General features: G+C 42.1%; 23 protein-coding genes and 1 pseudogene. 15 read left to right on the forward strand and 9 right to left on the reverse strand.

All coding sequences use genetic code 11. The annotated features are described in order from the left end of the window. The first annotated feature begins 9 nt into the window (after nt 1-9). The 6 genes from EXN75_RS02145 to EXN75_RS02170 all read left to right on the forward strand — a co-directional run bounded on the left by EXN75_RS02145 (nt 10) and on the right by EXN75_RS02170 (nt 6,399). Nucleotides 10-1,461 carry an NADH-quinone oxidoreductase subunit N gene (locus EXN75_RS02145; RefSeq protein WP_118115840.1) on the forward strand — a complete coding sequence of 484 codons (1,452 nt, stop codon included), beginning with the start codon at nt 10-12 and terminating at the stop codon, nt 1,459-1,461. 105 nt (nt 1,462-1,566) lie between these two features. Continuing rightward, nucleotides 1,567-2,691 carry a metallophosphoesterase gene (locus EXN75_RS02150; RefSeq protein WP_134842614.1) on the forward strand — a complete coding sequence of 375 codons (1,125 nt, stop codon included), beginning with the start codon at nt 1,567-1,569 and terminating at the stop codon, nt 2,689-2,691. Between the two features lie 128 nt (nt 2,692-2,819). Next, nucleotides 2,820-3,725 (forward strand): M48 family metallopeptidase, encoded by a 906-nt coding sequence (locus EXN75_RS02155; protein ID WP_134842615.1) that lies wholly within the window; start codon nt 2,820-2,822, stop codon nt 3,723-3,725. A gap of 38 nt (nt 3,726-3,763) precedes the next feature. Continuing rightward, nucleotides 3,764-4,216: an NfeD family protein gene (locus EXN75_RS02160; RefSeq protein ID WP_022109912.1), complete on the forward strand. Its 453-nt coding sequence runs from the start codon at nt 3,764-3,766 to the stop codon at nt 4,214-4,216. Nucleotides 4,217-4,270: 54 nt separating this feature from the next. Continuing rightward, the gene (locus tag EXN75_RS02165) at nt 4,271-5,221 is read left to right on the forward strand and encodes an SPFH domain-containing protein (RefSeq protein ID WP_118115832.1); all 951 of its coding nucleotides are present in this window, start codon (nt 4,271-4,273) and stop codon (nt 5,219-5,221) included. 68 nt (nt 5,222-5,289) lie between these two features. Then, nucleotides 5,290-6,399 carry a UDP-N-acetyl glucosamine 2-epimerase gene (locus tag EXN75_RS02170; protein WP_118115830.1) on the forward strand — a complete coding sequence of 370 codons (1,110 nt, stop codon included), beginning with the start codon at nt 5,290-5,292 and terminating at the stop codon, nt 6,397-6,399. 124 nt (nt 6,400-6,523) lie between these two features. On the opposite strand, the gene EXN75_RS02175 is transcribed toward EXN75_RS02170, so the two are convergent. From EXN75_RS02175 to EXN75_RS17570, 5 genes are all read right to left on the reverse strand, one after another. Beyond that, nucleotides 6,524-7,405 (reverse strand): hypothetical protein, encoded by an 882-nt coding sequence (locus tag EXN75_RS02175; RefSeq protein WP_134842616.1) that lies wholly within the window; start codon nt 7,403-7,405, stop codon nt 6,524-6,526. Nucleotides 7,406-7,576: 171 nt separating this feature from the next. Beyond that, nucleotides 7,577-8,857: a serine hydroxymethyltransferase gene (gene glyA, locus EXN75_RS02180; RefSeq protein WP_022110140.1), complete on the reverse strand. Its 1,281-nt coding sequence runs from the start codon at nt 8,855-8,857 to the stop codon at nt 7,577-7,579. Between the two features lie 113 nt (nt 8,858-8,970). Continuing rightward, nucleotides 8,971-9,435 carry an aspartate carbamoyltransferase regulatory subunit gene (gene pyrI, locus EXN75_RS02185; protein ID WP_134842617.1) on the reverse strand — a complete coding sequence of 155 codons (465 nt, stop codon included), beginning with the start codon at nt 9,433-9,435 and terminating at the stop codon, nt 8,971-8,973. Between the two features lie 28 nt (nt 9,436-9,463). Then, nucleotides 9,464-10,411: an aspartate carbamoyltransferase gene (pyrB, locus tag EXN75_RS02190; protein WP_134842618.1), complete on the reverse strand. Its 948-nt coding sequence runs from the start codon at nt 10,409-10,411 to the stop codon at nt 9,464-9,466. Next, the gene (locus EXN75_RS17570; RefSeq protein WP_223176141.1) at nt 10,390-10,554 is read right to left on the reverse strand and encodes a hypothetical protein; all 165 of its coding nucleotides are present in this window, start codon (nt 10,552-10,554) and stop codon (nt 10,390-10,392) included. The genes pyrB and EXN75_RS17570 overlap by 22 nt, the downstream gene beginning before the upstream one ends. Before the next feature lie 143 nt (nt 10,555-10,697). On the opposite strand from EXN75_RS17570, the gene EXN75_RS02195 reads away from it, so the two are divergent. From EXN75_RS02195 to EXN75_RS18105, 5 genes and pseudogenes are all read left to right on the forward strand, one after another. Continuing rightward, on the forward strand, nt 10,698-11,360 hold the full coding sequence (locus EXN75_RS02195) for an HU family DNA-binding protein (protein ID WP_134842619.1): 663 nt from the start codon (nt 10,698-10,700) through the stop codon (nt 11,358-11,360). A 272-nt stretch (nt 11,361-11,632) separates the two neighbouring features. Further along, nucleotides 11,633-13,219, forward strand: a complete 1,587-nt coding sequence (locus EXN75_RS02200) for an ATP-binding protein (RefSeq protein ID WP_134842620.1) — start codon at nt 11,633-11,635, stop codon at nt 13,217-13,219. A 127-nt stretch (nt 13,220-13,346) separates the two neighbouring features. Further along, on the forward strand, nt 13,347-13,472 hold the full coding sequence (locus EXN75_RS18450; protein ID WP_281279445.1) for a hypothetical protein: 126 nt from the start codon (nt 13,347-13,349) through the stop codon (nt 13,470-13,472). Nucleotides 13,473-13,649: 177 nt separating this feature from the next. Beyond that, nucleotides 13,650-14,276: a type IV toxin-antitoxin system AbiEi family antitoxin domain-containing protein gene (locus tag EXN75_RS02205; protein ID WP_134842621.1), complete on the forward strand. Its 627-nt coding sequence runs from the start codon at nt 13,650-13,652 to the stop codon at nt 14,274-14,276. A gap of 36 nt (nt 14,277-14,312) precedes the next feature. Continuing rightward, a pseudogene (locus tag EXN75_RS18105) lies at nt 14,313-14,462 on the forward strand (nucleotidyl transferase AbiEii/AbiGii toxin family protein); the annotation flags it as partial. On the opposite strand, the gene EXN75_RS02215 reads toward EXN75_RS18105, so the two are convergent. Both EXN75_RS02215 and EXN75_RS02220 read right to left on the reverse strand, forming a co-directional pair. Next, nucleotides 14,423-14,662: a hypothetical protein gene (locus EXN75_RS02215; RefSeq protein ID WP_134842622.1), complete on the reverse strand. Its 240-nt coding sequence runs from the start codon at nt 14,660-14,662 to the stop codon at nt 14,423-14,425. The pseudogene EXN75_RS18105 and the gene EXN75_RS02215 sit on opposite strands and share 40 nt — an antisense overlap. Beyond that, the gene (locus tag EXN75_RS02220) at nt 14,659-16,215 is read right to left on the reverse strand and encodes an ATP-binding protein (RefSeq protein WP_408005914.1); all 1,557 of its coding nucleotides are present in this window, start codon (nt 16,213-16,215) and stop codon (nt 14,659-14,661) included. Before EXN75_RS02220 ends, EXN75_RS02215 begins: the two co-directional genes overlap by 4 nt. Nucleotides 16,216-16,364: 149 nt before the next feature. Between EXN75_RS02220 and EXN75_RS02225 the strand changes: the two genes are divergently transcribed. Beyond that, nucleotides 16,365-18,683, forward strand: coding sequence for a penicillin-binding protein 1A (locus EXN75_RS02225; protein ID WP_134842624.1), 2,319 nt, complete (start codon nt 16,365-16,367; stop codon nt 18,681-18,683). On the opposite strand, the gene EXN75_RS02230 is transcribed toward EXN75_RS02225, so the two are convergent. Continuing rightward, complete coding sequence (locus EXN75_RS02230; RefSeq protein ID WP_134842625.1) at nt 18,626-19,921, reverse strand: ComEC/Rec2 family competence protein; 1,296 nt, start codon at nt 19,919-19,921, stop codon at nt 18,626-18,628. The two genes, EXN75_RS02225 and EXN75_RS02230, sit on opposite strands and share 58 nt — an antisense overlap. A 207-nt stretch (nt 19,922-20,128) precedes the next feature. On the opposite strand from EXN75_RS02230, the gene pheT reads away from it, so the two are divergent. The 3 genes from pheT to EXN75_RS02245 are packed head-to-tail and all read left to right on the forward strand — an operon-like array spanning nt 20,129 to nt 23,677. Next, complete coding sequence (pheT, locus tag EXN75_RS02235; RefSeq protein ID WP_342776591.1) at nt 20,129-22,606, forward strand: phenylalanine--tRNA ligase subunit beta; 2,478 nt, start codon at nt 20,129-20,131, stop codon at nt 22,604-22,606. 41 nt (nt 22,607-22,647) lie between these two features. Next, nucleotides 22,648-23,391, forward strand: coding sequence for a YebC/PmpR family DNA-binding transcriptional regulator (locus EXN75_RS02240; RefSeq protein WP_134842627.1), 744 nt, complete (start codon nt 22,648-22,650; stop codon nt 23,389-23,391). Between the two features lie 7 nt (nt 23,392-23,398). Then, nucleotides 23,399-23,677: a TIGR03905 family TSCPD domain-containing protein gene (locus EXN75_RS02245; protein ID WP_118115802.1), complete on the forward strand. Its 279-nt coding sequence runs from the start codon at nt 23,399-23,401 to the stop codon at nt 23,675-23,677. Nucleotides 23,678-23,878: 201 nt separating this feature from the next. On the opposite strand, the gene EXN75_RS02250 is transcribed toward EXN75_RS02245, so the two are convergent. Next, nucleotides 23,879-24,262: a membrane lipoprotein lipid attachment site-containing protein gene (locus EXN75_RS02250; RefSeq protein ID WP_134842628.1), complete on the reverse strand. Its 384-nt coding sequence runs from the start codon at nt 24,260-24,262 to the stop codon at nt 23,879-23,881.

The raw sequence follows: 24,262 nt of genomic DNA on the forward strand, positions 1-24,262 counted from the left end.
TCAGAAGAAATGAATTACAGTCAATTTTTAAATATGATTCCAGAAGCTACCCTGATGGTAGTTCTGCTGATCACTTTCTTTGCTGACTTCTGCAGTTCCAAGAGCGCAGACCGTAAGTGGTTCAATCCTCTGGTATGTCTCTTGATGGTGGCTCACATTGTCATCAATATCTTCCCAACAGAAGCCACAGAGGCATTTGGCGGCATGTACACAACAGGTCCTGCTGTCGGTGTCTTGAAGACTATCCTTGCTCTCGGTACCCTCATCGTGTTGGTACAGGCCAAGGAGTGGTTGAGCCGTAAGGACACAGCCTTCAAGGAGGGTGAGTTCTATATGTTGATTATCTCTACCTTGCTCGGTATGAATATGATGGTAAGTGCCAACCACTTCCTCCTGTTCTTCCTCGGTCTTGAGATGGCATCTGTGCCAATGGCTTGCTTGGTAGCATTCGATAAGTATCGTCACAATTCAGCTGAAGCTGGTGCTAAGTTCATCCTTACTGCTACATTCTCAAGTGGTGTGATGATTTATGGTATCTCTTTGCTTTATGCTGCTTGTGGTACTTTGTATTTCGATGACGTTGCAAAGGTTATCTCTGCATCTCCATTGACCATTGCTGGTATGGTATTCTTCTTCAGTGGTTTGGGCTTCAAGATTTCTTTGGTTCCTTTCCACTTCTGGACAGCTGATTCATATCAGGGTGCTCCAACTACAGTTACAGGTTATCTCTCTGTAGTTTCTAAGGGTGCTGCTGCATTTACTCTCTGTGCTATCCTCATGAAGGTATTTGCTCCAATGGTAGAGTACTGGACAGTATTGCTTTACATTGTCATTGTACTTTCTATCACTATCGCCAACCTCTTTGCTATCCGTCAGAGTGACTTGAAGCGTTTCATGGCATTCTCTTCTATCTCTCAGGCAGGTTACATCATGTTGGCTGTGGTTGGTAACTCAGCAATGAGCGTGACCGCTCTGACATACTATGTATTGATTTATGTAGTTGCCAACTTGAGCGTGTTTACCATTATCTCATCTGTTGAGGAGCACAACAATGGTACAGTTATGATGGACAGCTACAACGGTTTGTACAAGACCAATCCACGTTTGGCATTCCTGATGACATTGGCATTGTTCTCATTGGGTGGTATTCCTCCATTTGCAGGTATGTTCTCAAAGTTCTTTGTGTTTATGGCAGCCGTTCAGGGTGCAGATATTCACACCACTCTTGGAGCATGGGCTTATGGCGTAGTATTCATCGCTTTGGTTAACACCGTATTGAGCTTGTACTACTACTTGCTTATCGTGAAGGCCATGTTTATCAAGCACAGCGATAATCCGCTGCCTACTTTCCAGAGCGCTTGCTCAACAAAGTTGGCGCTTGCCATTTGCACAGTAGGTATCGTTGCATTCGGTATCTGTTCATGTGTATTCGATTGGATTTCTGTAGCAGCTAATGCATAACATCATTAAGGTATAGAATTCTTATCAAGAAGAAAATACAGATTTAATATAAAAAAGGATGGGGCTCCATGATAGAGTCTCATCCTTTTTTTGTATTTTTGCACCATGAAAAAGATTTTTAGATCATTACTATATATTATCATGATGCTGGGGTTGGCATTACTTCCCGACCTCTGGCTGTGGTTTGATGCTGTTTCTACTTGGCCTTTAGCTTTGGCAATAGCATGGTGGATACCATCAGCTTTGCTTCTTCTGGCAGAAACAGGACTGCAATTTGGCGTATATCATAGACTTTCAGTAAGAGTCCTTTTTACGATGATTCTTTTTTCTGTGATGCCAAAGATAGTTTATATCCTTTTGTCTCTATTTTTGCCTTGGTGGGTTGCCATTCTTCCTGCCTTGTTTATGATAGGGGGATTCATATTTGGTTTCACGAAGGGATGGAGAAAGTTGGAAGTGAAACAGATCACCTATTCGTCACCGGATTTACCTCCCTATTTTGATGGTTATAAGATACTGCATTTCACGGATTTTCATTTGGGTACTTTTCCCAAAGATACGGATTTCGTAGAAAAAGTGGTGGAATGTGCCAATAATGAAGATGTAGAACTGATGGCTTTTACAGGAGATTTAGTCAATAACTCTGCTACAGAAGTCGCTCCATATCTGGAAACATTAAAACAACTTCATGCTCCCGACGGAATCTATTCGGTATGGGGAAATCATGATTATTGTGAGTATGATAACAATCATTCCATTGGAGCTTTGAAGCGAAACCGCAAAATGCTTTTCGGATTTCAGAAGGAGTTGGGCTGGACTCAGTTGATGAATGAGCATGTTACCTTATCGCATGGACTGGCAAGTATTGAGATAATAGGAGTAGAGAATGCAGGAAATCCACCTTTCTCTAATCGTGCCAACTTGAAAAAGGCAATGAAAGGAATCGTAGATAAGAAAGCTTTCAAAATACTCTTGACCCACGACCCACATCATTGGCGCAAGGAGGCTCTGAAGGCTGGCATACATCTTACCCTTTCCGGTCATACTCATGCTGGACAGATTCTCATAGGTAAATTGACACCAGCCCGTCTGGCTTTCAAGGAGTGGGGAGGTATTTATAGGCGGGGTGCCCAGATGCTTTATGTATCCGCAGGTATCGGTGGCTCTTTCCCTTTCCGTTTGGGAGCATGGCCTGAAATGACTGTCATCACATTGAAAAGAAAGTTATAAAATAGCGATTTCCTTTCAAAAAGTTTATCAATTGTTTGGAAGTTATTTAGAAAAACGTTATTTTTGCATAAGAGTAGAGTTATGTCATATAATTCAGTCAATTTAGGAGTTTTAAAATCAAAGAGAAGATGAAAAGTTTAAAGAATCTTGCCCTTGTGGCAATGACATCATTGGTGTTGGCTTCCTGTGGAACCACCCAGCAAGTACCACTGACAGGTCGTACTCATCGTATTTCAGTTTCTGATGAGCAGGTGTTGAGCCTCTCTAATCAGGAATATACAAAGTATATGGCTTCGGCTAAAAAATCCAAGAATGCTACTCAGACAGCTATGGTCAGAAGAGTAGGTCAGAGACTGGCAACTGCCGTAGAAACATATTTGAAGCAGAATGGTTTTGCTAATGACTTGAAGAATTATTCCTGGGAATTTAATCTGGTGCAAGACAATAGTGCCAATGCTTTCTGTATGCCTGGTGGTAAAATTGTAGTTTATGAAGGATTGCTCCCATATACCCAGAACGAGACCTGTCTTGCCATTGTTCTTGGTCATGAAATTGCACATGCTGTAGCTAAACATAGTGCCGAGCAGTTGAGTAAGCAGCAGAATCAGCAGATTGGTACTAATATTTTAGGCAGTGTTCTGAATCAGGCTGTGGGAAGTGGTGTAGGTGATGTGGCCAGTGCTGTTGCCGGTCAGTATTTCTCATTCCGTAACTTAAAGTATTCCCGTGACAATGAGACAGAGGCTGATTATATGGGTCTGATCTTTGCAGCGATGGCTGGTTATGATCCTCAGCAGGCTATTCCTTTCTGGAAGCGCATGTCCAGCGGTTCAAGCTCAAACAAGAGTGATATCTTCAGTGATCACCCTTCTGATGCTAAGCGTATTGCTGCTTTGCAAAAAGAAATGCCTACAGCTTTGCAATATTATAAGGCTGCAACTCCTGCCGTTACTTCTGTTAAGACTGTCAGAGCTTCGCAATTGACAAACAATAGAAAGACTGCAGCGAAGAAGACTACAACGAGAAGACGTTAGACAATATAAAAATACTAACCATTCAAAATCATAGAATCATGATAGACTATATTTCTCAAAATCTTTGGCTTTTCTGGACCATTATTACAGTAGTGTGTCTCATCATGGAACTCTCATCAGGTGATTTCTATGTTACTTGTTTCGCCCTTGGTGCTCTGGTAAGTATCTGCCTGGCAGTGGCAGGTTTGCCTTTCTGGGTGCAGGTTATTGCCTGGGCAGTCTGTTCGGTATTGAGTATTTGGCTCATACGCCCTCATCTGGTTCATGCCATCCATCAAGGAGCTGATGACAGGAAAAGCAATGCTGATGCCCTCTTGGGGCAGGTGGGTGAAGTGACGCAAACCATTGTTGCCGGTGATTACGGAAGAGTGAAATTGGATGGTGACGACTGGAAAGCAGAGGCGCCATCTTCATCTGTGAACATCGAAGTGGGAACAAAGGTAAAGATAGTCGGAAGAGAGTCTATTATTCTGAAAGTTGAAAAGCTGTAAAAAGCATTTTTTAGTCAATTTTCATTTATTATTAACTAATCAAAACATACAATTATGAGCATCGGTATCTACGTGTTAATTGTTATTGTGGTTCTTGCACTTATCATCGTCAAGAAGACCATTGTCATCATTCCTCAGAGTGAGACCAAGATTATAGAGCGTCTCGGTCGTTATTATGCGACTTTGAAACCAGGTATCAATATCATCATACCTTTTATCGATCATGCGAAGGATATCGTTTCCCAGCGCAACGGACGTTATTCCTATAGTAATAGCATCGATTTGCGTGAGCAGGTTTATGATTTCGCCCGTCAGAATGTAATCACGAAGGATAATATTCAGATGCAGATTAATGCCCTCTTGTATTTCCAAATTGTAGATCCATTCAAGAGTGTGTATGAAATCAATAATTTGCCAAATGCTATCGAGAAGTTGACACAGACTACACTCCGTAATATTATAGGTGAGATGGAACTTGACCAGACTTTGACTTCCCGAGATACCATCAATACCAAATTACGTTCTGTATTGGATGATGCTACCAACAAGTGGGGTATCAAGGTAAATCGTGTTGAGCTGCAGGATATTACTCCTCCAGAGAGTGTGCTCGTTGCCATGGAAAAGCAGATGCAGGCAGAACGAAACAAGCGTGCTACCATTCTGACTTCTGAAGGTGAAAAGGAGAAACAGCGTTTGCTTTCTGAAGGTGAGAAGGCTGCTATTGTCAACAAGGCTGAAGCTGCAAAACAGCAGGCTATCCTGAATGCTGAAGGTGAAGCTACTGCACGTATTCGCAAGGCAGAAGCCGAGGCGATTGCTATCCAGAAAATAACTGAGGCAGTAGGGCAGTGTACCAATCCAGCCAACTATCTCTTGGCACAGAAATATATTCAGATGATGCAGGAGGTAGCAGAAGGTAAGAACAATAAGGTGGTTTATTTGCCATACGAGGCCACAAACCTGTTGGGTTCAATTGGTGGAATCAAAGACCTCTTTAAGGGATAAAGCCGAACCTGATGAAACCCCTTTCCTCAGATAACTTATAATTTTATACTTTATATCAAGTAAACTTTATGAAAAAGATTTGTATTGTAGCAGGAGCAAGACCAAATTTTATCAAGGTAGCTCCACTTATCAGAGCTATCGTATCAGCAAAAAACAGTGGTCATGATATCGGCTATCAACTGGTCTATACAGGAATGGAGGATGATCCTACGTTGGAAAATTCTCTATTTGAAGACCTGGAGATAGCGAAGCCGGATGTTTATCTGGCTGTGGACTGTGAGAATTTGAATGAACTTACAGGTCATGTCATGGCTAAATTTGAAAAATATCTCCAGGAAAATCCTGCGGATGTGGTTGTAGTGGTGGATGACTTGGCTTCTACTATGGCAGTAGCCATCGTAACTAAGAAACAGGGCATTCAATTAGCCCATATTGCAGCGGGTACCCGCAGTTTCGATATATCGATGCCTAAGGAAATCAATCGTCTTGTCATTGATGGTCTCTCTGACATCCTCTTTACTGCAGGTATTTCAAACAACAGTATTGCCAATAAGGAAGGTGCTGAACTTTCCAAGGTATATATGGTAGGAAATATCCTTATCGATAACATCCGTTTCCTGAAGAACAAGATGTCTCGCCCATCACTGATGGATGAGCATGGATTGGAAGATGGGAAGTACCTTGTTCTGACCATCAACCGAAAAGTTTTGCTTGCCGATAGAGATAAGTTGAATGCCTTACTCTTTGTGATTGATGCGGAGGCGCGAAAGGCTGGTGTCAAGGTGATAGCTCCTTTGAGAGGTAAAGCTTTGGAGGCCGTACTGTCTTTCCAAACCCATCAGGCATTGCATGATCATCATACGGGAATAGAGATTGTTTCTCCACAGGCTTATCTTGATTTCTGTTATCTCACAGCTCATGCTCAGGGTGTCATCAGTGATTCTGGTAATGTGGCAGAAGAGGCTACGTTTAATGGTGTTCCGTGTATTACGCTCAATAATTATACAGAGCATATTGAGACGGTAAAAGTGGGAACCAATGAACTGGTAGGAGAAGATGCAGAGATACTTGCTGCCATGTTGCAGAAAATCTTCAAGGGCGAATGGAAGAAGGCTGGTATTCCTGACCGTTGGGATGGTCGTTCTGCAGAACGTATCCTTCAGATCCTTTGTGATTAAGTATAGCGATAAGTTATGTAGGTTTTACATCATTGATTTTCAAACCAATATGAACAAAAAAATAAGAGTGTGATGAAGTTTTCCATCACACTCTTATTTTTTTGTTTTTATAATGAATTTTATATTACTGTTTGGAACGGTTTTCATTCGGGTTCGGATAATTGTATCTATCAAAATAATCCATTCCCTTATTATTATACCATACACCCTCCACATTGATTCCGATGGAGAAATTCTTGTTGACATTGTACTTCACGCCTGCACCTAAGACATTGGCTCCTGGCATTCCCATACCATATCCGAAAGGCATGGTTCCTCCCATTCCCCATAAACCGGGATAATAGCCTAATCCGTAGCCGCCATATCTTCCATAACCATAGGGGCCATATCCAGCATAGCGACTGTAGAAGTTATCATAGTTGTTGCTGATGCTGAGTTGTCCATATACATAAGCTTCCCAATGCTCATTGAATTTATAGCCCATGATGGCATAAAGTCCAACGTCACGATAGCTGTCGCTTCCCCAGAAAGTATTGTTGAAATATCCTCCTCCTGCAATCCAGAGTTTTCCATCTTTAGAGAGAGGAGCCAGATAAGTGGCATTGATATTCTGCGAGAATCCGCCTTTATGAGGCAGGCCTTTTCCGAAAGTTGCAAATGCTGAAGCACCTAAGGAAACATTCAGTCCTTTGTGCAGTCCATAGCCATACTCCAATCCCTTGTTATCATCTAAACTGCTTAGAGGAGATAAGTTGGATTTTTCTTCAGAGAAAGATTTCTGTTCTTCATTCCAAGAAGGTGAACTGACTGTATATTTCACGTTCTTCATTGGCTTTCCCTGATAAATCATCTTTTGACCGGTTTGCATGATGGTGTCACCAGGCAATAACCAGTCTGCTCTCGGACTATCTGCGCTGTGTAGTGGGCCGAAAGTTAAGGTTTGTGCCTGTGCTTGAGCAATGCAGAAACCAAAGAGTGATATCAGAGTTACGATATATTTCTTCATATTCCGTACTTGTTTTATTCTGCAAACTTACAATTTTTTCTTGTATTTCTATCAGGCTTTAATATAAAACAACAAAAAATAGGCTTGCTTTACTTAAAAAACAAGCCTATTATATAATAATGTAAAAATCAGGAACTTTTCCGGACCTTTACTTTCCGTTTATCAGAAGAATTAGTAAGCGAACAGAGGATAGTCCTTCATAGTCTCATTTACTTTCTCGCGAACTCGAGCGATGACCTTCTCGTCCTCTGGAGCATTCAAAACTTCCTCGATAAGTTCAGCAATCAGGTGCATCATGTCTTCCTTTGCACCACGAGTAGTCATGGCAGCTGTTCCGAGACGGATACCTGATGTCTGGAATGCAGAACGAGAGTCGAATGGAACCATGTTCTTATTGACAGTGATATCTGCTGCAACAAGTGCATTTTCAGCAACTTTACCTGTCAAGTCAGGATACTTAGAGCGCAGATCGACAAGCATAGAGTGGTTGTCTGTACCACCGCTGACAATACCGAATCCACGACCGATGAGGTCTTCTGCAAGTACGGCAGCGTTCTTCTTAACCTGAAGTGCATAATCTTTCCAAGATGGTTGCAGGTTCTCATTGAATGCAACTGCCTTGGCAGCGATGACATGCTCCAAAGGTCCACCTTGCTGTCCTGGGAATACGGCAGAGTTGAGCAACATACTCATCTTCTTCACCTCGCCCTTCTTGGTTGTCAGACCCCAAGGATTATCAAAGTCTTTACCCATCAGGATGATACCACCACGAGGACCACGGAGAGTCTTGTGGGTAGTAGAAGTAACGATGTGGGCATACTTCAATGGATTATCCAACAAACCAGCAGCAATCAAACCAGCAGGGTGAGCCATATCAATCATCAGCAAGGCGCCTACCTCATCAGCAATTTTGCGCATGCGGGCATAATCCCACTCACGGCTATAGGCACTACCGCCACCGATGATCAACTTAGGTTTATGTTCAAGAGCCAATTTCTCCATTTCGTCGTAATCAACTCGGCCTGTCTCTTTGTTGAGGTTGTAACCGATAGGGTTGTAGAGAATACCAGAAGTATTGACGTGGCTACCATGAGAAAGGTGGCCACCGTGGTCGAGATTCAATCCCATGAAAGTATCGCCAGGTTTGAGAACTGCGAGCAAAACGGCTGCATTAGCCTGTGCTCCAGAGTGAGGCTGAACATTGGCATACTCAGCACCGAAGACTTTCTTGACACGCTCGATGGCAAGGTTCTCTACGATATCAACAACTTGGCAACCGCCATAGTAACGTTTGCCAGGGAGACCTTCTGCATACTTGTTGGTCAAGTATGAACCCATAGCTTTCATCACTTCTTCACTTACGAAATTCTCTGAAGCAATCAGCTCCATACCTTTCAACTGACGCTGATGCTCTCTCTCAATCAGGTCGAAAATCTCTTGATCTTTTTCCATTGGCTCTTTTATTGTTAAGTTCTTTATTTATGAATTGCGGATGCAAAAATAAGCATTTTTCTTCAATACTCCAAATAATATGGAAGAAAAAGAAGAAAAATGCTTTCAAATTGTTACTTACAAAGTTCTACCTTGCCTAATTGTTGCTCTTTATCGCAATAGTGGCAGCGGATAATTCCGAGTGCAGCATCTACTGTGTGGAAGATAGTTGCCATAGGCTCATTGTTGGTGATACACTTAGGATTGTTGCATTTTACGATGCCTTTGAGTGTATCAGGAGTCTTCACGGTCTTTTTCTCCACGATTTCATAGTCCTTGATGATACTCAGACCAATGTTTGGAGCAACTACAGAGAGGCGGTTGATTTCCTCATCAGTGAAATACTTGTTGGCAACCTTGATGATTCCCTTTTTGCCGATTTTCTTGGAAGGCAAGTTGTAGCCGATAGTGACAGGAGTGTCCATCTTTTCCAACTGGAGCAGGTTGACAACCTGATAGGTCTTCTCGGCTGGTATGTGGTCGATTACGGTACCGTTTTCGATAGCCGCAACTACGAGTTGATTCTTATTGTTTCCCATAATTACATTAATCACTAAACATTAAACATTACTCAATCACGGTCTTGTCATTCTTGACGTCATCGAGTGTGATGCCGAGGCAGTGACAGAAGATGGCTTCTCGTGCATAGAGACCATTTTGAGCCTGCTGGATGTAGTATGCATGTGGGTCGTCATCCACATCGTATGCAATTTCATTCACGCGAGGCAGTGGGTGCATGATCTTCATGTTTTCCTTAGCCTTGCTGAGCATTTCGCGTTTGAGGATATATACGTTCTTTACTCTTTCGTATTCCATCAGATCACTGAAACGCTCCTTCTGTACACGGGTCATATAGAGAATGTCGGCACCAGCGATGACATCCTCGTTGAAATCTTCGTGCTCCACATACTTAATGTTGTGCTGCTGGCAGTACAACTTATATTCCTGTGGCATAGCGAGTTCCTTAGGAGCGATAAAGTGGAATGTAGGATTGAAATGGCGCATGGCCGTGATGAGAGAGTGAACTGTACGTCCGTACTTCAGGTCGCCCACCAGATAAATATTGAGGTTTTCCAAAGTACCTTGTGTTTTGTAGATAGAGTAGAGGTCGAGCAAGCATTGTGATGGGTGCTCGTGGGCACCGTCGCCGGCATTGACGATTGGCACAGGAGCAACTTCGCTTGCATATATGGCAGCACCTTCGATGAAGTGGCGCATAGTGATGACGTCAGCATAGTTGCTTACCATCAGGATGGTATCCTTGAGAGTCTCACCCTTTGTAGTGCTGGATGTCTTGGCATCAGAGAAACCAATGACACGGGCGCCAAGGCGGTTGGCTGCTGTCTGGAAACTGAGTTGGGTACGAGTGGATGGTTCGAAGAAAAGGGTTGCTATAACCTTTCCCTTCAACAGCTCCCTGTTAGGATGCTTTTCAAACTCTTGTGCCATTTCCAAGAGATACATGAGTTTCTCCTTGGAAAGGTCTGCAATCGTCACAAAATTATGTTTTTCCATTGTAAATTTGATTGAATTGTTCTGAAATCGCCTCCAAAGTTACATATATTTTTTGGTTTTTCATTCATTTCCTCTGAAAGTTTTAGGTTATTTTGCACATCGTCTTTCATTGTTGTCATGTTTTTCTCTAATTCCTTTTCCAATCTCAAACTTTTTGTCTATCTTTGCACTCACATGACGAATAAAAACATAGCATCATGAAGATGGTGAATATGTTTACCTATTTATATATATAAGAGATAGGAAATATTCGGTAGATATTAACATCATAAAGTACAAGATAACTATGCCAAAAGCAACAGGTTCGATACATTATATAGAACACCGTTCGCCGATGAAAGACGAGACCGGCGAATATTTGATTCATCCTCAGTTCGTTTATAGCGATATTTATGATTTTAAGGATATGACAAAGGGAATGCGGCATCATCACCAGATGACGCCAGCCCAATTTGTGGCAGCCATCGAATCCATTAAGGACGAGACGATGCTGGCTCTCTCCCAAGGTATGGAAGTGAAGATAGGAAATATGCTTGTCATTCGTCCAAAGCTAAAGTTACGGGAACACAAGGATGAAAATGGTAATTATTATCACAAGGTTTATCATGAAGGTGAGCGCATACCTGCCAGTGAGGTGGTATGTTCCGGTTTTGAGGTGCGAACCACCAAGGAGTTTGACAAGGACTTTTTCATAGAGTATGATAGTAAATGCAGCCGTAGTCCTTGGAAAACAAAAGCTTTTGCGCAAGATCCGGAGCAAGAATGGCAGGTTATCACCAATTATTGCAAGGAACATGGTTTTATAACGGTCAAGAACTTCCGTCTTTTGTTGGGCGTAGCAGACTATCATGCTCGCCAAGTGCTTGATGGTTATTGTGAAGGAGATTTTCCGAAGATGGTTCGCGAGAAGGTGGGTGCCACTTATTTGTATCGTGTAATAGGGGAGTGAAATCATGCGATTGTAGAGTAAAAAGGTATATTGCTTAAGAGTAATTACCAATACTTATGGGATGAAACTTATGCTCCAAACCTTTAGTACGTAGGTAAGAAGAGTTTTTGACGGCTGTCAAAAACTCTTTTGGTTATTCTCGAAAGCTCTTGTGACGGTAGTGAAAACTATCAGAACATTACTTTTCTACTATCTCACTTTTTTCTGGTTATTCCTTTGCTTGTATCATTATTTTTTGTAACTTTGCCGAAAGAAATTAAAATGGTAGCAATATGAAATATCCTATCGGAATACAGAGTTTCGAACAAATCATAGAAGATGATTATGTTTATCTCGATAAGACGGCATTGGTCTATGACTTAGTGACTAATGGTAAAATATACTTTCTGAGTCGTCCACGACGATTTGGAAAGTCGTTGCTCGTATCTACCTTGAAATGCTATTTCGAGGGTAAGAAGGAACTGTTCAAGGGGCTTGCCATCGACAAGCTGGAGAAGGAATGGAAGCAATATCCTGTGTTCCATCTCTCTTTTGGTGGTCAAAACTTTGTAGAGCCTTATGCGTTAGACAAAGTGTTGGAGGAGTTTGTTGCCATGGCAGAACGTATCTATGGGCGTGAGGAGTTGGCCGAGACTTTAGGTAGTCGCTTTAAGGCAGTGTTGGGGAAAGCTCATCAGAAGACAGGAATGAGAGCTGTCGTACTCATTGATGAGTATGACAAGCCTTTGCTTGATGTGATGGATATGGATATTTCTGTGCAGAATGAATATGGAAAGATGACTTTGGAGGATTATAATCGCAATCTGCTCAAAGGCGTATATTCTGTGTTCAAGGAAGCTGATGATGACCTGCAGTTTGTTTTGCTCACGGGTGTTACCAAGTTCTCGCAGGTAAGCGTGTTCAGTGGTTTCAATCAGCCTAACGACATCAGTATGGACGAGCATTACGAGGCACTTTGTGGTATTACGGAAGAGGAATTGTATTCCACTTTCGAGGAACAGATCAAGGCGATGGCTGTGAGATATAAAACCACAGAGGAAGGAATGAAATACAAACTGAAGAGGAAGTTTGACGGTTATCACTTCAGTCCCAATATGCTTGATATCTATAATCCTTTCAGTATCTTGAATGCTTTGAGCAAGAAGATTCTGGCAGATTATTGGTTCCGCACCGGTTCGCCAACCTATCTTGTTCGCTTGTTGTCTCATTTTGATGAGAACATCAACGAGATGGTGAACAGGTTTTATCCTACGAGTAGTTTTATCGACTACAAGGCAGATGTGGAAGCACCGTTGCCAATGATTTATCAGAGCGGTTATCTTACCATCAAAGATTGGAATATGGATACCGATTCCTATCTCCTGGATTTCCCGAATGATGAAGTGAGGAGCGGTTTCCTGACGCTGGTAGCTTCCAGTTATCTGAAGCCATCGAAGTCAACGGATGCCTGGGTTATTCAGGTAATAGATGTGATGTCGAAGGGCGATTGCCATCAGTTGGAGAATCTGATGACTTCCTTCTTTGCCAGCATTCCTTATAGCCAGCGTCGCAAGGGCGATGAGCGCGAGAAGGAACGTTATTTTCAATACACCTTCTATCTCGTATTGAGAATGATCAGCTGTTTCACGGTCTTCATCGAAAAACAGCAAAGCGAAGGTAGGGTAGATTGTGTGGTTGAAACCCAGAACTATATCTACATCTTCGAATTCAAGCGAGATGGTTCGGCTGAAGAAGCCCTGAAGCAGATAGAGGATATGGGCTATGCCAGGGAATATGCAGCAGATGGTAGAAAGATTTATCAGATAGGCTGCAACTTCTCATCGAAGACGGGAACCATTGATGGGTGGAAAATGAAGTAGGTGATTTGCAAGAATTACCCGAAGATGTAGTGATGTGGCTTTGTTAAGAATGAATCTTCTTTACATTAGCTTGCCTGAGATTCTCGTTTTTTCAGACGCTTATTATTTCTTTGAGAATATCGTAAATATGAAGAAAATAGGAAAGGTATTGGTAATCAGACACTTGTGGTTTTCTGACAAGATGGTGGCGTTGAGGAAAATCTATAGTCGTGAACACCCAAAGAAATTCTACTGCTCGTATGGTGGAATATAAATTGCATGAGCAGGCATCTATCTAACTAATTTATTTATTAAAATAGCTAAAAATAGAACAGAAAAACAAGGAAAAGTTAGTTTCCTGTTCAAAATTTTACTATTTTTGCAGAAAAAAGTTGCGGCTCGGCAATTGAAACAAGTTTCATAGCTCTCGCACTTGCATTATTTTTGCACTATGATATTGGATTTAGAACATATAGGTAACATACCAGTCAGTACTTCGGTAATAGCTTCGTTGTTTACAAATATAGAAGCAGGAAATCAGAAAGTGCGCAATCTTGAGGCGGCTCATAAGATTATCCGCCTCAAGAAGGGGCTTTATGTGGTCTCTCCAAATGTGTCTCGTGTTGCTCTATCCACAGAACTTGTTGCCAATCATCTTTATGCTCCTTCATACGTATCAATGCAGACGGCTTTGCGTTATTATGGCTTAATCCCAGAAGCTGTATATACTACCCAGTCGATGACACTAAAGCATTCTCGTTGTTTTGATACTCCAGTAGGACGCTTTGAGTATAAGAACATGTCAAGAGAAGCTTTTCCCATAGGAATCACAAGCATCAATAGGCAGAGTTACGCCTTTCTGATGGCAACCCCCGAAAAAGCACTTTGCGATTTGATTGCTAATTCTCCCAAGGTTAATTTACGCTATCTGAAAGATGTTGAGGTCTATTTGGAAGAGGACATCCGAATGGAAAAGGATGATTTTAAGAATATGGACATAAGCATATTTGAGCGATACGCTCAGGTTGGCAAGAAGTCTAAATCCATAGAAACTCTAATTAAATATTTAAGAAAATGAGTACAAACCAATCAGGAAGAGCTTGACAAGGAAACTTTCCTGCAAAAGTTGAACGAACGGCTTGCTACAGCAGACATTAATCAAGTAAAGGCTGATGTCTTGCCTTTTGTGAGAAATCCAAAAGAGTTGGATATTTGGTCGAATGACTATTTTTTGCAATTAGCTAAGATGATTAGATTTGAATGAAAATAACTGAGCCCACTTTGCATCTTGCCAGTCTTGAGCTGCATGGCATTGTGGTTCTTTGCAAACTTTCGATTGTCTGGACTTTGATAGGCACCATCTGCATACAGGTCAATGCCAGTTCTTTCCTGATATTCGCAGATGCGGCGGCGAAACAGATAATAGGTATCTATTGATGGAGTCACATCTGTTCGTTTTCTCATTCTATTACCCAGTCTGTGATGTTCCTTGTCTTGCCGTCAAAGTTGACGCCTACCTTGGTAATTGGTTTCTCGCTTAAAGCGAAACGCTGGCGGTAGTTCTTGAGGTTGATCTGCTGCATTGCAGTCTGGGCATCCTGATTAAGTTTCAATTCTATGAGGTAGAGATTGGTCTTGGTCAGGAGAACAATGTCAACTCTGCCTTTTGGGGTATGAACCTCCACATCTACTAAGTAGTCTGTGAGCAAAGTAAAAATGATGTATAACATCTGTTGGTAATGCCCCTCGTAATTGGTGTTGCTGCAGTAAGGTACAGTGCCGAGGAAAATCTGGAGCAGTCCCAATGCTCCATTCATATCCTGCTTGTCGAGAGCCTGGGCTATACGACGAGCCGTATTGGTGGCAGCAAGTGTGTTTGAGGTGACGTATGAAGGAATCAAAGATTTGGTCAGTCCCACTTTTACCTCTTTGTTTGGAATGTCGAGGGTATAATAATTATACTCCTGGTTGTAATCTTTGATGGTGATGTAACCACTTTGGTAGAGTAATGGCATGATGGTCGTCATGTTCTCCGTTGGTGCATCAAATTCGCTTGCATCAGCTTCTACTCTTGTGATGTCCGATGGTATAACGTCGAATTTTCGCATCATATTGATGAGGTATGTAGGAGTGCCAGAGGCAAACCAATATGAACCGAATTTCTTCTCATTGAAGCAATTCAGCAAACTGTAAGGATTGAAAATGTCTGGTGATTCGCCAGAGAAGTGATAACCATCGTAATGCTCTTTGAGCTTTTCGATGGCTTGCTCCTTGGTAATGCCTATTTTCTCAGCCAATTCTCCTATGTCCTCCGACATTTGGGTAAGCAGTTCTTCTTTTGTGATACCACAAATGCCAGCATAGTCATCATTCATGGAGAGAAGAGTGATGTTGTTTAGTTCACTGAAAATGCTGACTTGCGAGAACTTGGTGATGCCTGTGAGAAAAACAAAACGGAGAACAGGTTCTCTGTATTTCAAAGGGCTGTAGAAATTGCGCATAACATCACGAAGAGCTATCAGTCTGTCATTGTCATGAGCAACGTCTAACAATGGCGCATCATACTCATCAATGAGAACGACCACTTGTTTGCCGCTTTTTTGATACGCAGTGTTGATAAGGTCTATCAAACGATTGTTGTTACCTTTTGCAGGGTTAGAAATTCCCCATTTCTTTTCCTCATCTTGGAGGCGATATCCCAGATACTCTTCCAGCTGCTCCTTGTCCATGTGCTTTCCACCGCTCATGTCAAAATGCAGTACAGGATATTCTGTCCATTCTTTCTCAAACTTTTCGATGGCAAGTCCTTCAAACAAATCTTTCTTGCCTTCAAAGTAGCTTTGGAGCGTTGAGACAAGTAGTGATTTTCCAAAACGGCGAGGGCGAGCCAGGAAGAAATATGTACCACTGGTATGAGTCATGTGGTAGATATATTCCGTCTTGTCTATATAGAGTTTGTCTTCCTTGCGGATTCTCTCAAATGTCTGTATTCCTAAAGGATATAGTTTTCTTGCCATAAGCATCTAAGTCTTTTTTCTGCCGACAAAGTTAACATTATTATTTGGAATATGCAAAATTTCCTTGATTTCTTTTGCGTAACAACTTTTTTTGTGTAATTTTGCACAAATTATCAAGAAATGATATTTGAAATATAATTTAATTAGTGATGAGAAAACGTTTCATACATATTTTGTGGGCGCTTCTTGCTGGAGGTTTTGTTTCTGCAATAGTTGGATTCTTTGCCATTTGGTTTGGCTGGATTGGCTATATGCCGGATATTGAAGATTTGCAGAATCCGATCAACCGCTTTGCGACTCAGGTATATTCTTCTGACGGTAAGGTTATCGGTACATGGAATCTGAATAAGGAAAACAGAATTGTGATACCTTATAAGAAAATGTCACCTTATCTGGTTCAGGCTTTGGTGGCTACTGAAGATGAACGATTTTATGAGCACTCTGGTATTGACTTCAGAGCGCTGGGTCGTGCTATCATTAAGCGTGGTATTTTGGGGCAGACTAATGCTGGAGGTGGTTCCACCATTACTCAGCAGTTGGCTAAGCAGTTGTATAGTAGTACTGCGCAAAGTGCTGCTCAGCGAATGTTCCAGAAGCCAATAGAGTGGGTCATTGCCATCAAGTTGGAACGTTATTATACCAAAGAGGAGATTATTGCTCTCTATCTCAACTATTTTGATTTCTTGCACAATGCTGTCGGTATCAAGACGGCAGCTAATACCTATTTTAATAAGGAACCGAAGAATCTGACGGTGTGCGAAGCTGCTACTTTGATAGGCCTTTGTAAGAACCCATCGTTCTTCAATCCGGTACGTTATCCAGAACGTGCCAAGGAACGTCGTAATGTTGTTCTCTCGCAGATGGTGAAGGCTGGTTATATGGACCGTGCTGAGTATCAGAACTATTCAAGTGAACCTTTGACGCTGAACTTCCATCGTACTGATCATAAGGATGGTACGGCTACTTATTTAAGGGAATTCTTGCGCCAGTACATGATGGCAAAACGCCCTGTTCGTACAGATTATCCTTCGTGGAACAATGTGCAGTTTGTTGCCGATTCAATAGCCTGGGATACGGATCCTCTCTATGGCTGGTGCAATAAAAACTTCAAGAAAGACGGTTCGCCATATAATGTTTATTCTGATGGACTGAAGGTGTTTACTACCATCGATAGTCGTATGCAGAAATATGCTGAAGAGGCTGTTTATCAGCATGTTGCCCGTTATCTTCAGCCAGCTTTTGATAAGGAAAATAAGCCAAAGCCAAGTTCTCCTTATTCAGATAAGTTGACTCCTCAGCAGATTCGTAATATTCTGAACCGTTCTATTACCCAGAGTGAGCGCTGGCGTACGATGAAGGCTGCGGGATGCACACCAGAGGAAATCAAAGAGGCTTTCCGCAAGAAAATTGAAATGACGGTGTTCACTTATCATGGAGATATTGATACCTTGATGAGTCCGCTCGATTCCATCAGATATTACAAAGGTTTCCTGCGTAGTGGTTTCATGAGTATGGATCCGAAGACTGGAGCTGTCAAGGCTTATGTGGGCGGTTTGGATTATCCTCACTTCATGTATGATATGGTAAGCTTAGGTAGGAGACAGGTGGGTTCTACTATCAAACCATTCCTCTATAGTTTAGCTATGGAGAACGGATTCACACCTTGTGATTATGCTCCTAACCGTCAGCAGACATACATGGTTGCCGGAAGGCCTTGGACTCCTCGTAACGTGAGTCATGCCCGTTATGGACAGATGGTACCATTGAAGTGGGGACTGGCGCAGAGTAACAACTGGATCAGTGCTTATCTGATGAGCAAGTTGAATCCAAACCAGTTTGTTCAGATTCTCCATGACTTCGGTATTCATAATCCTGATATTCATCCATCCTTGAGTCTCTGTCTGGGTCCTTGTGAAGTGAGTGTGAGCGAGATGGTGAGTGCCTATACGGTATTTGCCAATCATGGTATCCGTACAGCTCCTATGTTTGTGAGTCGAATAGAGGACAATGAAGGAAATACCATTGCTACATTCCAGCCTCGAATGAATGAGGTGATTGGTGCTGCCAATGCAATGAAGATGCTTACGATGCTGATGGGTGTAGTAGATAATGGTACTGCTGGACGTTTGCGCTATCGTTATAATTTCCAGGGACAGATTGGCGCCAAGACTGGTACGACCAACAATAATAGTGATGGTTGGTTTATCGGTTTCACTCCACAGTTGGTTAGCGGCTGTTGGGTGGGCGGTGAAGACCGTGACATCCATTTTGACAGAGGACAGATGGGACAAGGTGCTACGATGGCGCTTCCTATATGGGCTATCTTCATGAAGAAGGTGTATGCTGACAGGTCATTAGGTATAGATCCTATGGCAAAGTTTGATCTTCCGGAAGATTATAATCCTTGTGGTCAGAAGGCTGAAGAGGATGATTTTACTGAAAATGGAATAGATGAGGTTTTTGAATAATACCTTGTCTTCCTGATAAATATGTATCCCACGATTATGCAGAAGTAGATGAGGCATAATTGTGGGATATTTATTTTTATCCCATCAATGCTTGCTCCTGGCAGCATGGTTGTGAGTTTCAGGGCCGTATTCGTTGCTTGAGTGATACTGATGAGTCCACTTGTTGCAAAGTGCAGAAGCGGTTCTGACAGTAAACTCATCAGGGGTATATGGGTAAGAAGTGTAAGTAGGAGAATAGCGGCAGATAACCAAAGGATTACTGTGGCTGCAGGGATGGCTATGAAACCTGTGAAAAGAGCATAGCATGAGATGCGACCAAAATAATAGATGATGAGTGGCATGGTGCCGATTTGAGCGGCTATGGAAATGCAGAGCATACTCCAGGGCCATCGGGTATAAAAATGACTGGTACTGCAAAGGCCTTCAAGAGGCTGGTAGAATAATAGTATCGAATAAACTGCCATAAATGACATTTGAAAACTGATGTCGAATAAGTAGAGTGGATTGTAAATGAGCATGATAACATAGGCAAACGCGAGGTTGTTGATGGACAGTGCTTTTCGATGGGAAAGCATGGCAAAACAACAGATGCTGATCATGGTAGCAGAACGTATAGCACTGGCAGGCATTCCGATGAAGATGACATAAGCCCAAATGGCAGTGATGGAAAGTATGATGGTAGGGATACTGCGTCTTCGTCCTCCTAACAATAGAATGAATAGTTGGAAAATAATTCCTATATGTAATCCGCTGACAGCCAGTATATGACTGGCTCCTGATATCGAATAGATATCTTTGGTTTCTTTAGTCAATGAGGTCTTGTCTCCGAGGGTCATGGCAGAGACGATGGCGAAGTCCTGTTCCTGGATGTTGAGGCTTCGCAATTGTTTTTGGATTGTGTTTCTGCATTCTTGAGTGACTAACATGGTTTTGTCAAATGATGAAAGGTTTTCTTCAGTGATGATTTGCGGCTTATCCTGTTTCTTATCCAATTGGTGAGAAGTCAGAGTTCCTCCCATACAGAATATGCAGAAAATCAGGGAAAGGCATTGGGCGTTTATTGTCGATGAAGAGCGTTTGAGAAGATAGAATGAAATGCCCCATGAAAGCAGTGTAGCCACCAGCCAAAAGATGGTGTCAATATAGCCGTATCCCATCTTTGCGATGAGAATTCCAAAGGTTAGGAAGATGCTGATGTGCATCAGGGGTGTTATCTGTGGGGACTCTTTTTTTCGCATGTTATTTTGTTTTGAAATCTATCTTCCAAATGAAAAAGTTTCTGTTTTCGCTGGAAAAATCGCATTAAACTTTTAATAAGTGCAAATATACGAATATTTTTTCGTCTAAGTCTGTTTTTTTTTGTATTTTTGCAAAGTTTTAGAGAAAATCATAAAAAGTCGAAGTGCGTGAGGTGCTTCGATGTGAATTTTGAGAATACAAATAAAATCATTATAATGAACGTTTCTTACAAATGGCTTAAAGAATACGTCGATTTCGACTTGACTCCTCAGGAAGTTGCGGACGCGCTGACTTCTTGTGGTCTGGAAGTTGACGCTTTGGAAGAAGTTCAGTCTATCAAAGGTGGACTGAAAGGTCTTTACGTGGGTAAAGTGTTGACATGCGAGATGCATCCTAACAGCGATCATCTTCATGTAACAACTGTTGACCTGGGCAAGGGTGAGCCTCAGCAGATTGTCTGTGGTGCGCCAAATGTTGCCGCTGGTCAGAAGGTTATCGTAGCAGACTTAGGCTGTGTACTTTACGATGGTGACCAGAGTTTTACTATCAAGAGAAGCAAGCTCCGTGGAGTGGAGAGCCTTGGTATGATTTGTGCCGAGGATGAGATTGGTGTGGGTACAGACCACGCTGGTATTATTGTTCTCCCAGAGGATGCTCCAGTAGGGCAGCCTGCTGCTGAGTATTATCATCTTGAGAGCGATTGGTTGATTGAGATTGATATCACTGCCAATCGTGCAGATGCACTGGGTCACTGGGGCGTAGCCCGCGACCTCTATGCTTGGTTGAAGCAGAATGGTTATCAGACCAGTCTTTATCGTCCTTCTTGCGATGAGTTTGTCGTAGATAACGAGGACCTGCCTATTGACGTAGAGATTCAGAATACTGATGCTTGCAAGCGTTATGCATGTGTAAGTATCACAGATTGTGAAGTAAAGGAAAGTCCAAAGTGGTTGCAGGATAAGTTGAATATCATCGGCTTGCGCCCAATCAACAATATTGTGGATATTACCAACTATATCATGATGGCATATGGTCAGCCATTGCACTGTTTTGATGCTGACATGGTAACCGGTCATAAGATTGTAGTTCGTACCCAGCCAGAAGGAACTAAGTTTGTTACCCTCGATGGTGAGGAACATACACTTGGTGAGCACGATTTGAGCATCTGCAATGCAGAAGAGCCAATGTGTATCGCTGGTATCTTTGGCGGTAAGGGTTCTGGTACATACGAGACCACCAAGAATGTAGTTCTGGAGAGTGCTTATTTCCATCCAACCTGGATTCGCAAGAGTGCACGTCGTCATGGTTTGAGTACAGATGCCAGCTATCGTTTTGAGCGTGGTGTTGATCCAAACGGACAGATTTATGCTTTGCAGCAGGCTGCTATTCTCTGCAAGCAACTTGCAGGTGGTAAGATTTCCATGCAAATCAAGGATGTTTATCCAGAGCCTATTCAGGATTTCCCTGTTCGCTTGAACTATGAGTACGCTCATCGTCTCATCGGTAAGGAAATCGGTGTGGAGACTATCAAGAACATTGCTACATCCCTGGAGATGAAGATTGTGAAGGAGGATGCTGAAGGCATCGATCTCCTTGTTCCTCCATTCCGTGTAGATGTTCAGCGTCCTTGTGATGTAGTAGAGGACATTCTCCGTATCTATGGTTATAATAATGTGGAAATTCCTACCCAGTTGAAGAGTTCTTTGACAGTTCAGGGAGAGGAAGATAAGCATTATCATACTCAGAATATCGTAGCAGAGCAGTTGGTGGGTGAAGGTTTCATGGAAATTCTGAACAACTCTCTTACCAAGGCAAGCTATTATACTGATTTGGAACTCAATGCTTATCCTGATGAGCATACTGTTAAGATCATGAATCCATTGAGTACTGATCTCGGTGTGATGCGTCAGACTATGCTCTTTGGCGGTTTGGAGAGTGTTTCTCGCAACATCAATCACAAGAGTCAGAATCTGAAGTTCTTCGAGGTTGGTAACACCTATATATATAATAAGGAGAAGTGGGATGCTGAGAATCCTATCAAGGGTTATACTCAGGAGGGTCATATTTCTCTTCTCATTACCGGTAAGCGTGTAGAGGGCAACTGGGCTCATGCTGATGAGCAGAGTAGCATTTACGAGTTGAAGGCTGTGGTAGAGAATATCCTTCGTCGTGTTGGCATGCCTGCCAATAACATTGTGATTAAACATAGCGACAACAATATCTTCTCTAAGGGTGTACAGTATGAGACACGTGCAGGTAAGGTATTGGTAGAGTTGGGTATCTTGAGTCTCAAGTTGAAGAAGGCTTTTGATATTGAGCAGGATGTATTCTATGCTGATGTGCATTGGGACAACCTGATGAAGGCCATTAAGAAGGTGAACCTCACCTATACTGATATCAGCAAGTATCCTTCAGTAAGCCGCGACCTGGCTCTCTTGGTAGATAAGAGTGTACAGTTTGAGCAGATTGAGCAAATCGCTCGTCAGACAGAGAAGAAACTTCTGAAGAGTGTCGTTCTCTTTGATGTCTATGAAGGTAAGAACTTGCCAGCTGGCAAGAAGAGTTATGCTGTCAACTTCATTCTTCAGGATGAAGAAAAGACTTTGAATGACAAGCAGATAGATGCAATCATGAAGAAGTTGATTGCCAACCTGACAGGCAAGCTCAATGCAGAGTTAAGATAATATTTTAAACAAAACGATAAATATTTTTAAAATTTATTCCAATGGGAAGAGCATTTGAATATCGTAAAGCTACAAAGCTGAAAAGATGGGGCCACATGGCCAAGACATTTACTAAGTTAGGTAAGCAGATTGCAATTGCAGTAAAGGCTGGCGGTCCTGAGCCAGAGAACAATCCTACTTTGCGTGCTATCATCGCTAACTGTAAGCGTGAGAACATGCCTAAGGATAACATCGCTCGTGCCATCAAGAACGCTTGTGGCAAGGATACCAGCGATTACAAGGAGGTAACATACGAGGGATATGGTCCTCACGGTGTTGCTGTATTTGTTGACACATTGACAGACAATACTACTCGTACTGTAGCTGATGTTCGTTCTATTTTCAATAAGTTCAGCGGCAACTTGGGTACTACAGGTTCCCTTTCTTTCCTCTTCGATCACAAGGCTGTGTTCACATTCAAGAAGAAAGATGGTCTGGATATGGACGAGTTGATTCTCGACCTGATCGACTATGGTGTAGAAGACGAGTTCGATGAGGATGAGGAGAACAATGAAATCACTATCTATGGTGCTCCTACAAGCTTCGGTGAAATCCAGAAGCACTTGGAGGCTGAGGGCTTCGAGGTAACTGGTGCTGAGTTCACTTACATTCCTAATGATTTGAAGGATGTAACTGCTGAGGAGCGTGAGACTATCGACAAGATGGTTGAGAAGTTGGAGGAGTTTGACGATGTTCAGACTGTCTATACCAACATGAAGCCAGAAATTCCTGCTGAAGCTGAATAAGTTTTCTATGATCAACAACGAGAATGTAAAGCATCTTACCAAGGTGACTTATCAGACTCATGGTACCTGCTCCAAGTACATCTGCATCAGTGTAGATGAGAATGGAGTCGTACAGGATGCGCAGTTTATCGGCGGTTGTGATGGCAATACCAAGGGCGTTTGTTCCTTGATAAGAGGTATGAAGGCGCAGGAAGTGATTGCCCGATTGAAGGGTATTACCTGCGGCAACAAACCAACAAGCTGTCCAGACCAGTTGGCAACTGCACTTCAGGAAATGGGGTACTAAATGTAAAATACAGCATTACTGGTCGGTTTCCAGTAGAAACAATATAAAAGTCCCGAAGAATTAAATCTTTCTTCGGGACTTTTTCTGCTTTTAATCTTTGTTTTTTCTGCTTTTAATCTTTGTTTTTTTCTGCTTTTAATCTTTGTTTTTTTCTGCTTTTAATCTTTGTCTTTTCTGCTTTTAATCTTTGTCTTTTCTGTCTTAATATTTAAAGGTTTCGTCCAATAGAACTTCCTTTGGATTTTTAGCAGAATGATAGATGAATCTGAAAGCAAAATGGGCTTCTTTGTATTTCTGAAGTCCTGGATTATTGTCTAATGACTGCTTTTGTGCATCATAGAGTTTCTTGTGGTTCTGTTTGATGAGTATGGCATTATCTGCTTTGTTTCTCAAAGTCATATAATAAATATAGGTATGGGTATTCTTGTCGAATACCGTACTGTCTGTGCGCCCATCATTCACGAAAGGAGTAGGGCATACTTTCTCTGTATATTCCCTAGCCTCTCTTACAGCTCTGTCTTCAATGCTTTCTGAGCATGAAGCCAACATTGTAATCAACATGATTGGAAAAATAATCTTTTTCAT

Source organism: Segatella hominis (genome assembly GCF_004535825.1).
Lineage (GTDB): Bacteria > Bacteroidota > Bacteroidia > Bacteroidales > Bacteroidaceae > Prevotella > Prevotella hominis.

Excerpts from the sequence above, each read along its gene's own strand:
- EXN75_RS02145 (WP_118115840.1), top strand. The coding sequence starts at position 10 with ATGAATTACAGTCAATTTTTAAATATGATTCCAGAAGCTACCCTGATG.
- EXN75_RS02150 (WP_134842614.1), top strand. The coding sequence starts at position 1,567 with ATGAAAAAGATTTTTAGATCATTACTATATATTATCATGATGCTGGGG.
- EXN75_RS02155 (WP_134842615.1), top strand. The coding sequence starts at position 2,820 with ATGAAAAGTTTAAAGAATCTTGCCCTTGTGGCAATGACATCATTGGTG.
- EXN75_RS02160 (WP_022109912.1), top strand. The coding sequence starts at position 3,764 with ATGATAGACTATATTTCTCAAAATCTTTGGCTTTTCTGGACCATTATT.
- EXN75_RS02165 (WP_118115832.1), top strand. The coding sequence starts at position 4,271 with ATGAGCATCGGTATCTACGTGTTAATTGTTATTGTGGTTCTTGCACTT.
- EXN75_RS02170 (WP_118115830.1), top strand. The coding sequence starts at position 5,290 with ATGAAAAAGATTTGTATTGTAGCAGGAGCAAGACCAAATTTTATCAAG.
- EXN75_RS02175 (WP_134842616.1), bottom strand. The coding sequence starts at position 7,405 with ATGAAGAAATATATCGTAACTCTGATATCACTCTTTGGTTTCTGCATT.
- glyA (WP_022110140.1), bottom strand. The coding sequence starts at position 8,857 with ATGGAAAAAGATCAAGAGATTTTCGACCTGATTGAGAGAGAGCATCAG.
- pyrI (WP_134842617.1), bottom strand. The coding sequence starts at position 9,435 with ATGGGAAACAATAAGAATCAACTCGTAGTTGCGGCTATCGAAAACGGT.
- pyrB (WP_134842618.1), bottom strand. The coding sequence starts at position 10,411 with ATGGAAAAACATAATTTTGTGACGATTGCAGACCTTTCCAAGGAGAAA.
- EXN75_RS02195 (WP_134842619.1), top strand. The coding sequence starts at position 10,698 with ATGCCAAAAGCAACAGGTTCGATACATTATATAGAACACCGTTCGCCG.
- EXN75_RS02200 (WP_134842620.1), top strand. The coding sequence starts at position 11,633 with ATGAAATATCCTATCGGAATACAGAGTTTCGAACAAATCATAGAAGAT.
- EXN75_RS18450 (WP_281279445.1), top strand. The coding sequence starts at position 13,347 with ATGAAGAAAATAGGAAAGGTATTGGTAATCAGACACTTGTGGTTTTCT.
- EXN75_RS02205 (WP_134842621.1), top strand. The coding sequence starts at position 13,650 with ATGATATTGGATTTAGAACATATAGGTAACATACCAGTCAGTACTTCG.
- EXN75_RS02215 (WP_134842622.1), bottom strand. The coding sequence starts at position 14,662 with ATGAGAAAACGAACAGATGTGACTCCATCAATAGATACCTATTATCTG.
- EXN75_RS02220 (WP_408005914.1), bottom strand. The coding sequence starts at position 16,215 with ATGGCAAGAAAACTATATCCTTTAGGAATACAGACATTTGAGAGAATC.
- EXN75_RS02225 (WP_134842624.1), top strand. The coding sequence starts at position 16,365 with ATGAGAAAACGTTTCATACATATTTTGTGGGCGCTTCTTGCTGGAGGT.
- EXN75_RS02230 (WP_134842625.1), bottom strand. The coding sequence starts at position 19,921 with ATGCGAAAAAAAGAGTCCCCACAGATAACACCCCTGATGCACATCAGC.
- EXN75_RS02240 (WP_134842627.1), top strand. The coding sequence starts at position 22,648 with ATGGGAAGAGCATTTGAATATCGTAAAGCTACAAAGCTGAAAAGATGG.
- EXN75_RS02245 (WP_118115802.1), top strand. The coding sequence starts at position 23,399 with ATGATCAACAACGAGAATGTAAAGCATCTTACCAAGGTGACTTATCAG.
- EXN75_RS02250 (WP_134842628.1), bottom strand. The coding sequence starts at position 24,262 with ATGAAAAAGATTATTTTTCCAATCATGTTGATTACAATGTTGGCTTCA.